A 7,946-nucleotide genomic window follows, 5' to 3' on the forward strand; every position below is an offset into this window, starting at 1 on the left:
TTCCACCATAAAAATCCGTTTTAGACTAATTTCCACTTTGGCTAGCCAAGTGGAAGTTACTTTGAGAAGTTACCTCTTTTTCCATGAAAAGGGGATTAGAGCAAAAGATGGAAAGAAATGATAAAATATGCTATAATGAAATAATGTAAAAAAGGAGTATTTATGGACATTTCAGAAATTCGTCAGAAAATTGACGCAAATCGTGAAAAATTAGCTTCTTTCAGGGGGTCTCTTTGACCTCGAAGGTTTAGAGGAAGAGATTGCCATCTTGGAAAACAAGATGACAGAACCTGATTTTTGGAACGATAATATCGCGGCCCAAAAAACGTCGCAAGAATTAAATGAATTAAAAAACACCTATAACACCTTTCACAAAATGGAAGAGTTGCAGGATGAAGTTGAAATTTTATTAGACTTTTTAGCTGAAGATGAGTCGGTACATGAAGAATTGGTTGAACAGTTGTCAGAACTTGATAAGATGATGACCAGTTACGAGATGACCTTGCTCTTGTCAGAACCTTATGACCATAATAATGCCATCTTGGAAATCCATCCAGGATCCGGTGGTACTGAGGCTCAGGACTGGGGTGATATGTTGCTTCGTATGTACACTCGCTATGGAAATGCTAAAGGCTTTAAAGTGGAAGTATTGGATTACCAAGCAGGAGATGAAGCTGGTATCAAGTCAGTAACCTTATCATTTGAAGGACCTAATGCCTATGGTCTTCTCAAGTCAGAAATGGGGGTACACCGTTTGGTGCGAATTTCACCATTTGACTCTGCTAAACGTCGCCATACCTCTTTCACATCTGTAGAAGTGATGCCAGAGTTGGATGATACCATTGAAGTGGAAATCCGTGAAGATGATATCAAGATGGACACCTTCCGTTCAGGTGGTGCTGGTGGACAAAACGTCAATAAGGTTTCAACAGGTGTACGTTTAACACACATTCCAACTGGGACTGTTGTCCAGTCAACGGTCGATCGTACCCAGTATGGAAATAGAGATCGTGCCATGAAGATGTTGCAGGCTAAGCTCTATCAAATGGAGCAAGAAAAGAAAGCAGCGGAAGTTGATTCCCTCAAGGGTGAGAAAAAGGAAATCACATGGGGAAGCCAAATCCGTTCATATGTTTTTACGCCATATACTATGGTAAAAGATCACCGAACTAGCTTTGAAGTTGCACAAGTAGATAAGGTTATGGATGGAGACCTAGATGGTTTTATTGATGCCTATCTCAAGTGGAGAATCAGCTAAGATAGAAAGGAGCTCATATGTCAATCATTGAAATGAGAGATGTTGTCAAAAAGTATGATAACGGAACGACAGCTTTGCGAGGTGTCTCAGTCACTGTTGAACCCGGGGAATTTGCCTATATCGTAGGTCCGTCAGGAGCTGGGAAATCAACCTTTATTCGTTCTTTGTACCGAGAAGTAAAAATCGAAAAAGGAAGCTTATCTGTTGCTGGTTTTAATCTGGTTAAAATTAAAAAGAAAGATGTTCCTCTCCTACGTCGTAGTGTTGGGGTTGTCTTCCAAGATTATAAACTGTTACCAAAGAAAACCGTTTATGAAAATATTGCTTATGCAATGGAGGTAATTGGAGAAAGTCGCCGTAATATCAAAAAACGTGTTATGGAAGTCTTAGACTTGGTTGGATTGAAGCATAAGGTTCGTTCTTTCCCAAATGAACTTTCAGGGGGAGAACAGCAACGGATTGCAATTGCACGTGCCATTGTAAACAATCCAAAAGTATTGATTGCGGACGAACCAACAGGAAACTTGGACCCAGATAATTCATGGGAAATTATGAACTTGCTGGAACGCATCAATCTCCAAGGTACAACTGTCTTGATGGCTACCCACAACAGTCAGATTGTAAATACCTTGCGCCACCGTGTCATTGCCATTGAAAATGGCCGTGTCGTTCGTGACGAAGCTAAAGGAGAATATGGATACGATGATTAGTAGATTTTTTCGTCATTTATTTGAATCGTTAAAAAGTTTGAAACGAAATGGCTGGATGACAGTAGCTGCTGTTAGTTCAGTTATGATTACTTTGACCTTGGTTGCAATATTTGCATCTGTTATCTTTAATACGGCTAAACTAGCTACAGATATTGAAAATAACGTCCGAGTAATGGTATACATTCGTAAGGATGTAGCTGATAATAGTGAGACTATTGAAAAAGAAGGCCAAACTGTTACAAATAACGACTACCATAAGGTATACGATGCTTTGAAAGGTATGTCAACTGTTAAAAGTGTTACCTTCTCAAGCAAAGAAGAACAATATGAAAAGTTGACAGAAACAATGGGGGACAACTGGAAAATCTTTGAAGGTGATGCAAACCCACTTTATGATGCCTATATAGTAGATACCAATACACCAAGTGATGTAAAGACAGTAGCAGAAGAGGCTAAAAAAATCGAAGGTGTGTCAGAAGTTCAAGATGGTGGTGCCAATACAGAACGCTTGTTTAAGTTAGCCTCATTTATTCGTGTCTGGGGACTAGTTATCGCTGGATTATTGATTTTCATTGCGGTGTTCTTGATTTCTAATACTATACGTATCACCATCATTTCACGAAGCCGTGAAATTCAAATCATGCGTTTAGTAGGTGCTAAGAATGGCTATATCCGCGGACCTTTCTTGCTTGAAGGTGCCTTTATTGGTTTACTTGGAGCAACACTTCCATCAGTTCTGGTATTTATTGTCTATAAAATGGTTTACCAATCGGTTAATAAGTCATTGGTTGGTCAGAACCTTTCAATGATATCACCAGAAGTATTCAGTCCACTGATGATTGCCTTATTATTTGTGATTGGAATTTTTATCGGTTCAATCGGATCAGGAATTTCTATGCGCCGATTCCTGAAAATCTAAAATAAAATAGAAGTATATTTGAGGAGGTTTTAATATCTCCTTTTTTACTACAAAAATTTTAGAAAAAAGTCTAATTTTTTTTATAAAAGCCTTTACAAAAAAAATTAAAGTGGTATAATTGAATTATAGAAAGTGCAAACGTTTTCGTAAAACGTTTGCCTAAATAAAAATAAAGGAGATTTGAATGATGAAAGATACATTCAAAAATGTCTTGTCTTTCGAGTTTTGGCAAAAATTCGGTAAGGCTTTGATGGTGGTTATCGCGGTTATGCCGGCTGCTGGTTTGATGATTTCAATCGGTAAGTCTATCGTAATGATTAACCCAACTTTTGCACCACTTGTAGTTACAGGTGGAATTCTTGAGCAAATTGGTTGGGGGGTTATCGGTAACCTTCACATTTTGTTTGCCCTAGCAATTGGAGGAAGCTGGGCTAAAGAACGTGCTGGTGGTGCTTTCGCCGCTGGTCTTGCCTTCATCTTGATTAACCGTATCACTGGTACAATCTTTGGTGTATCAGGAGATATGTTGAAAAATCCAGATGCTATGGTCACAACTCTCTTTGGTGGTTCAATCAAAGTTGCTGATTACTTCATTAGTGTTCTTGAAGCTCCAGCATTGAACATGGGTGTGTTTGTAGGGATTATCTCAGGTTTTGTAGGGGCAACTGCTTACAATAAATACTACAACTTCCGTAAACTTCCTGATGCACTTTCATTCTTCAACGGGAAACGTTTCGTACCATTTGTAGTTATTCTTCGTTCAGCAATCGCTGCAATTCTACTTGCTGCCTTCTGGCCAGTAGTTCAAACAGGTATCAATAGCTTTGGTATCTGGATTGCTAACTCACAAGAAACTGCTCCAATCCTTGCACCATTCTTGTATGGTACTTTGGAACGTTTGCTCTTGCCATTTGGTCTTCACCATATGTTGACTATCCCAATGAACTACACAGCTCTTGGTGGTACTTATGACATTTTAACTGGTGCAGCTAAAGGTACTCAAGTATTTGGTCAAGACCCACTATGGCTTGCATGGGTAACAGACCTTGTTAACCTTAAAGGTACAGATGCAAGTCACTACCAACAATTGTTAGATACTGTTCACCCAGCTCGTTTCAAAGTTGGACAAATGATCGGTTCATTCGGTATCTTGATGGGTGTGATCGTTGCTATCTACCGTAATGTCGATGCTGATAAGAAACATCAATATAAAGGTATGATGATTGCGACAGCTCTTGCAACATTCTTGACAGGGGTTACTGAACCAATCGAATACATGTTCATGTTTGTAGCAACACCTATGTATCTTGTTTACTCACTTGTTCAAGGTGCTGCCTTCGCTATGGCTGACGTAGTAAACCTACGTGTCCACTCATTCGGTTCAATTGAATTCTTGACTCGTACACCACTAGCAATTAATGCTGGTATTGGTATGGATATCGTTAACTTTATCTGGGTAACTGTTCTCTTTGCTGTAATCATGTACTTTATCGCAAACTTCATGATTCAAAAATTCAACTACGCAACTCCAGGGCGTAACGGAAACTACGAAACTGCTGAAGGTTCAGAAGAATCTAGCAGCGAAGTGAAAGTTGCAGCAGGCTCTCAAGCTGTAAACATTATCAACCTTCTTGGTGGACGTGCAAACATCGTTGATGTTGACGCATGTATGACTCGTCTTCGTGTAACTGTTAAAGATGCAGATAAAGTAGGAAATGCAGAACAATGGAAAGCAGAAGGAGCTATGGGTCTTGTCATGAAAGGACAAGGAGTTCAAGCTATCTACGGTCCAAAAGCAGACGTATTGAAATCTGATATCCAAGATATCCTTGATTCAGGTGAAATCATTCCTGAAACTCTTCCAAGTCAAATGACAGAAGCGCAACAAAACACTGTTCACTTCAAAGGTCTTACTGAGGAAGTTTACTCAGTAGTAGACGGTCAAGTTGTTGCCTTGGAACAAGTTAAAGATCCAGTATTTGCTCAAAAAATGATGGGCGACGGATTTGCAGTAGAACCTGCAAATGGAAACATTGTATCTCCAGTTTCAGGTACTGTATCAAGTATCTTCCCTACAAAACATGCTCTTGGTCTTGTGACTGAAGCAGGCCTTGAAGTACTTGTTCACATTGGTTTGGACACAGTAAGTCTTGAAGGTAAACCATTTACAGTTCATGTTGCTGAAGGACAAAAAGTTGCAGCAGGAGATCTCCTTGTCACAGCTGACTTGGATGCTATCCGTGCAGCAGGACGTGAAACTTCAACAGTAGTTGTCTTCACAAATGGTGATGCAATTAAATCAGTTAAATTAGAAAAAACAGGTTCTCTTGCAGCTAAAACAGCAGTTGCTAAAGTAGAATTGTAATATACTTGAGGTTGGAAGCTGTATTCCAACCTCTTATTTTGGGAGAAAAGAATGAAATTTTTAACACTCAATACTCATAGTTGGATGGAAAAAGAAGCTGAGGAAAAATTCCAGATTTTGCTTGAGGATATCCTTGAAAAAGACTATGATTTGATTTGTTTCCAAGAAATCAATCAGGAGATCACATCTCCAGAGGTAGAGGTCAATGATCTTTATCAAGCTTTGCCAGCAGCTGAGCCTATTCACCAAGATCACTATGTTAGACTCTTGGTTGAAAAGTTATCTGAGCAAGGGAAAAATTACTACTGGACTTGGGCCTATAACCATATCGGTTATGATCGCTACCATGAAGGTGTAGCTATCTTGTCTAAAACACCTATTGAAGCAAGAGAAATTTTGGTTTCAGATGTGGATGATCCAACAGACTATCATACTCGTCGTGTTGCCTTGGCTGAAACTGTAGTTGATGGTAAGGAGCTTGCAGTTGCCAGTGTCCACCTTTCTTGGTGGGATAAAGGTTTCCAAGAAGAATGGGCACGATTTGAAGCTGTCTTGAAAGAATTGAACAAGCCGCTTTTGCTAGCTGGAGATTTCAACAATCCAGCTGGTCAGGAAGGTTACCAAGCTATTTTAGCTAGTCCATTAGGCTTACAAGACGCATTTGAAGTTGCTCAAGATAAAAGTGGTAGCTATACTGTTCCACCAGAAATTGATGGATGGAAGGGGAACACTGAACCCCTTCGAATCGACTATGTTTTTACTACCAAGGAGTTAGCGGTGGAAAATTTACATGTCGTATTTGATGGTAACAAGAGTCCACAAGTGAGTGATCACTATGGCTTGAATGCTATTTTAAACTGGAAATAATGACTGAAAAGAGGTTGGGATTCACAAATTCCAGCCTTTTTTACTAGAGAAGCTACTAGAAATAGCCTAAATAAGTGAGACTACTGAAATGGAATAAAATATGGTATAATTGATAGGATAGATAGAATCGAGGATATTATGTCATTTACGAAATTTCAATTTAAAAAATATATTAGTGAAGCCTTGGAGGAGTTGAAATTTACAACTCCAACAGAGGTGCAAGACAAGTTGATTCCTATTGTTTTGACAGGTCGTGACCTAGTCGGTGAATCAAAAACAGGTTCGGGTAAGACTCACACTTTCCTATTGCCGATTTTCCAGCAATTAGATGAAGCCGACGATAGTGTTCAAGCAGTCATTACTGCACCGAGCCGTGAATTAGCTACTCAAATTTACCAAGCAGCCCGTCAGATTGCAGCCCACTCAGATGTCGAAGTTCGTGTGGTTAATTATGTGGGTGGTACGGATAAGGCTCGCCAGATTGACAAATTGGCAAGTAACCAGCCTCATATTGTTATCGGAACGCCTGGCCGTATTTATGACTTAGTTAAGTCTGGTGACCTAGCTATTCACAAGGCTAAGACCTTTGTGGTCGATGAGGCAGATATGACCTTGGATATGGGATTCTTGGAAACTGTTGATAAGATTGCTGGAAGCCTTCCAAAAGACTTGCAATTCATGGTCTTCTCAGCGACTATCCCACAAAAACTGCAACCATTCTTGAAAAAATACTTGTCAAATCCTGTTATGGAGAAAATCAAGACCAAAACGGTCATTTCTGATACCATTGATAATTGGTTGATTTCTACAAAGGGACGTGACAAGAATGCTCAAATTTACCAGTTAACTCAGTTGATGCAACCGTATTTGGCAATGATTTTTGTTAACACTAAAATGCGTGCTGATGAATTGCATTCATATCTGACTGCTCAAGGCTTGAAGGTAGCGAAGATTCATGGAGATATTGCCCCTCGTGAACGCAAGCGTATCATGAACCAGGTGAAAAATCTGGATTTTGAGTACATTGTCGCAACAGACTTGGCAGCGCGTGGGATTGACATTGAAGGTGTCAGCCATGTCATCAATGATGCCATTCCGCAAGATTTATCTTTCTTTGTTCACCGTGTTGGTCGTACTGGAAGAAATGGCCTACCAGGTACAGCTATTACCCTTTACCAACCCAGTGATGACTCGGATATCCGTGAGTTGGAGAAATTGGGAATCAAGTTTACTCCTAAAATGGTCAAAGACGGGGAATTTCAAGATACTTATGACCGTGATCGTCGTGCCAACCGTGAGAAAAAACAAGATAAACTTGATATCGAAATGATTGGTTTGGTTAAAAAGAAAAAGAAAAAAGTCAAACCAGGTTATAAGAAGAAAATTCAATGGGCGGTTGATGAAAAACGCCGCAAGACCAAGCGCGCTGAAAATCGCGCACGTGGTCGTGCAGAGCGTAAAGCAAAACGCCAAACATTTTAATAGAAAAAGTTGGAGCTCAGTACTCCAACTTTTTTTATTATGTGACTATTAGTCCGTCTCGCTCCGTTAGGTGAGAGACAAAAAAACCACCCGCTATGCGGGTGCGCGTCGAAGGTTATACCAAAAAAACTCCGAACGCGATACAATAAAGGTGTTCAAGCCAATTGTAAAGCGAAAGGAGAAAAATATGGCACAAAAGGCTCATAGTTTATCGCACACAAAGTGGCACTGTAAGTATCACATTGTGTTCACCCCTAAGTATAGACGAAAAGTTATCTATAATCAATATCGAAGTAGTTTAGGCGAAATATTTCATCGCTTGTGTAGCTATAAAGGAGTTGAAAT

Annotated in this window: 7 protein-coding genes; all 7 read left to right on the forward strand. The window is 39.7% G+C overall.

Annotated features, from left to right (window positions below; all coding sequences use genetic code 11):
- The first annotated feature begins 162 nt into the window (after positions 1 to 162).
- A protein-coding gene (gene prfB, locus B7692_RS06195) for a peptide chain release factor 2 (protein ID WP_100198837.1) occupies positions 163 to 1,258 on the forward strand; the annotation gives its coding sequence in 2 pieces (ribosomal slippage) (positions 163 to 234 and positions 236 to 1,258; 1,095 coding nt in all).
- A 17-nt stretch (positions 1,259 to 1,275) separates the two neighbouring features.
- Complete coding sequence (ftsE, locus tag B7692_RS06200) at positions 1,276 to 1,968, forward strand: cell division ATP-binding protein FtsE (protein WP_033685219.1); 693 nt, start codon at positions 1,276 to 1,278, stop codon at positions 1,966 to 1,968.
- Complete coding sequence (ftsX, locus tag B7692_RS06205; protein WP_000625545.1) at positions 1,961 to 2,887, forward strand: permease-like cell division protein FtsX; 927 nt, start codon at positions 1,961 to 1,963, stop codon at positions 2,885 to 2,887. Before ftsE ends, ftsX begins: the two co-directional genes overlap by 8 nt.
- Before the next feature lie 184 nt (positions 2,888 to 3,071).
- Positions 3,072 to 5,252, forward strand: coding sequence for a PTS transporter subunit IIBC (locus tag B7692_RS06210; RefSeq protein WP_084930232.1), 2,181 nt, complete (start codon positions 3,072 to 3,074; stop codon positions 5,250 to 5,252).
- Positions 5,253 to 5,303: 51 nt separating this feature from the next.
- The gene (locus B7692_RS06215) at positions 5,304 to 6,119 is read left to right on the forward strand and encodes an endonuclease/exonuclease/phosphatase family protein (protein WP_084863100.1); all 816 of its coding nucleotides are present in this window, start codon (positions 5,304 to 5,306) and stop codon (positions 6,117 to 6,119) included.
- A 138-nt stretch (positions 6,120 to 6,257) separates the two neighbouring features.
- A complete protein-coding gene (locus B7692_RS06220) occupies positions 6,258 to 7,601 on the forward strand; it encodes a DEAD/DEAH box helicase (protein ID WP_004238723.1) in 1,344 nt (447 codons plus the stop codon).
- A 187-nt stretch (positions 7,602 to 7,788) separates the two neighbouring features.
- Positions 7,789 to 7,946: transposase (locus B7692_RS06225; protein ID WP_205008222.1), on the forward strand; the 158-nt coding region annotated here is incomplete at its 3' end.

Source organism: Streptococcus mitis (assembly GCF_002096925.1).
In the GTDB taxonomy this organism is placed as follows: Bacteria; Bacillota; Bacilli; order Lactobacillales; family Streptococcaceae; genus Streptococcus; species Streptococcus mitis_AF.